The sequence below is a fragment of the Caballeronia sp. M23-90 genome (assembly GCF_053574605.1).
This window is the reverse complement of the sequence record NZ_JBSIPA010000627.1, coordinates 1-2,998: the sequence shown is the minus strand read 5'-3', so window position 1 is coordinate 2,998 and position 2,998 is coordinate 1. Positions and strand designations below refer to the sequence as shown.

1 protein-coding gene and 2 pseudogenes are annotated in these 2,998 nt (G+C 62.8%); all 3 read right to left on the bottom strand.

Annotated elements, in window-relative coordinates:
- Positions 1 to 88 precede the first annotated feature (88 nt).
- A complete protein-coding gene (locus ACRXB1_RS33765; protein WP_061998667.1) occupies positions 89 to 751 on the bottom strand; it encodes a response regulator in 663 nt (220 codons plus the stop codon).
- Between the two features lie 125 nt (positions 752 to 876).
- Positions 877 to 2,736 (bottom strand): annotated as a pseudogene (locus tag ACRXB1_RS33760) (family 20 glycosylhydrolase); the annotation flags it as partial.
- Positions 2,737 to 2,815: 79 nt separating this feature from the next.
- Positions 2,816 to 2,998, bottom strand: a pseudogene (locus ACRXB1_RS33755) (hypothetical protein); the annotation flags it as partial.

Genomic DNA, 2,998 nt, shown 5'->3' with positions numbered 1-2,998 from the left:
TGCCGGTAGATCAGCCAGCCCGCAAACCCCACGCCGACGATAACCAACGCCAGCAGCCACACCAGCAGTTGGCGTCGAATTGAATGCATCAGGCTTCCTTCGACACCATATAGCCGAGTCCGCGGACGTTGCGGATGAGGTCGGGTCCGAGCTTCTTGCGCAGCGAATGGATGTAGACCTCGACCGTGTTGCTGCCGATTTCCTCGCCCCAGCCGTAGATCTTTTCTTCGAGCTGGCTTTTGGACAGGACGGCGCCGGGGCGCGCCATGAGGGCTTCGAGCAACGCAAATTCACGCGCCGAAAGTGCGATGGCATTGCCTTCGAGCGTGACCTGATGGCCTACGGGATCGAGCGTCAGGGCGCCGTGGCGGATCAGCGAATCGCCGCGGCCTGCATGGCGGCGGATCAGCGCGCGCATGCGGGCGCCGAGTTCATCGAGATCGAAGGGTTTGACGAGGTAATCGTCGGCGCCGGCATCCAGCCCCTTGACCCGGTCGGCGATAGAATCCCGTGCCGTGACGATCAATACCGGAAGCGTGTTGCCCTTGGCGCGCAGGCTTTTGAGAACGTCGAGGCCGTCGCGTTTTGGCAGGCCCAGGTCGAGCAGCATCAGGTCGTAGGGTTCGCCTCCGACGGCTGTCAGGGCGGCCTCGCCGTCCTGCACCCAGTCGACCGCAAAGCCGTCGCTGCGCAGGGCCTTGCGGACGCCTTCCGCAATCATTCTGTCGTCTTCAACTAGCAGGATTCGCATGATTCGCTCTGCGGCTCTAAGCTTGGCGACCTCGCGGCCCGGACGTTTATTCTAGCCGGGACACGCGGGGCGGGGCTTAAACGGGACTTAAGGCTCACTGATGCCCCGTTGCGAACCTGTTAGCGTCAATCGCGCTTTTCGATGCCGGTCTCTGCAACCTCTCGCTTGGGCGACCGATAACCAATGCCCGCGAGTTTCAGTTTTGGCAGCTCGCGCTGTTCAACGACACTCGCAAAGCCCTGCCAGTCGCGAGCCAACGCACGTTTGTCGACCAGGTCGGTGTCCCCGAGCTTGTAGCGCTCGCCTTCCTTATATGGCCGCTCCCATTCCGCCCGATGCCACGCGCGTTCGGCCAGCGCCAGCAGACGCGGATACACCATGTATTCGAACTGCTGGTCCGTGCGTATCACTTCGGCCCACGCCTGACCTTGCATACCATAGACATGCGCCGCCGGGCCATTGCTCGTCACCTCAAAGGGCTTGCCCTCGCGATCCGGCATCACTTCGGCGTTCTGCGGCAGGTTGTCCGGCGCGAGCGAGAACGTCTTGAAGCTGTCCGTTGCACGCGATCCCCAGTAGTAGCCACGCTCGTGTGGATCGAGTGTGTACGGGAAATCGAAGTACAAGTAATCGGGCAAGGCCAGAATCCCGAGATAGCCCTTCGCGCTCCAGCTTCGCGCCGTTTCCGCGCCGCCCCAAAAAAGTGTGTCCCACAACGTGACCATCACATTCTTCGTCGCAAAGTCGCGTGGACCGGCGGCATGCTTCAAACCGTCCTGCCACGCCTCCATTGTTTCAATGCCGTTCGCGTTCACGAGCGAGCTCACCTGACGGGCAAACCTCGATGGCAACTCGTCGACCGATTCGATGCCCTCTTGCTTGAGCAAGGCCGTGCACATTGGCGAACGCGCCCACGGTTTGTCTTGCGCCGCCATATCGATACGGCCCTTGTCCGCGTCCTTCCCGTCGCGCGCCTGAAAACCCGCGCCGAGGAGGATGTTCTTCGCTTCATCGCCGCCAAAATGCCATACGTTCAACGGCGCCTGCGCTTCGCGATGCATCGCGGCAATCTCGCCAATCACCTTGCCCGCAAAGTTCAGCGCGCCGCTCGAGCAGGGATTCAGATTGCTGCGTCGATCATAGAACTGCACCGAAAGCGTGTTCGACGTATCGTCAGGATCGATCAGGCGGAAGGCGTTCGCTTCCTGCTCGTTGCCCGCCGCATGCAGCCGCCGATACCGCGCTTCCATGGCGACCACGGCCGCGCGGGAGTGGCCGGGCATGTCGATTTCGGGAATGACCTCCACGAAACGATCATTGGCGTATCGCAGCAACGCAATGTATTCGTCGCGCGTCAGGAAGCCGCCGCCTGAGCGGTTGTCCGGGCCGGAAGCAAGCTGGGGAATGAGGCAACGGGTTTCGCCGAGGTCGTGACAACGCCGGGCGCCGATTGCCGTCAGCTCGGGCAGACCCGGGATCTCGATGCGCCAGCCTTCGTCGTCGGACAAATGCAGATGCAGGCGATTGAGCTTGTAAGCGCTCATCTGGTCGATCAGGCGGCGCAGCGTGGCGGGTTGCCGGAAGTTGCGCGCGACATCGACCATCATGCCGCGATGGCCGTAGCGCGGCGCGTCCTCGATGGTCATTGCGGGAATGCGTCCGCCGCCCGCCGGCGCCAGCGACAATACGGTCTGCACGCCGTAGTAAAGACCGGCTGCATCGTAAGCGTCGATCGACACGCCCGAGGGCGCGATCCGCACACGGTAACCGCCGGCCACGGCGATATCGGCAGGCAGCGCGTGAGGCGCGACCACACCGGTGAGCGGCAATCCCTGCTTCGCGAGCCCCAGCGAACCGGCGCGTTCACGCAGCGCTTTGACCTGTCCCGGCGAGAGATCCGGAAGCGACATTTCGACCCCGCGCAAATCGGCCTCGCCTTCTCCGACGTTCGTCCTCATCGCCGACGGCAACGCGCGCGCCGAAACCTCTCGCGCCGGCAGCGGTTCGCCAAGCTCCGCTTGCTGCCGGAATATCTGCGCGGGCGTGAGGGGAATGCGGGCGTTGTCATTCGCGGGGAGCGCATCGACGTAACGGCTTTCGTCTTCGGTGTCGTTTTGCTCCGCCGCACGCGAGCAACACCATGACGGAGCTTTGCAACAGGACCTGCACGAGGTTGTCGCGGGTGAGGAAATATTGTGGCGATGCAATGCTGCACAGGATCAGCAACACGACCAGGATGCCGAAAGT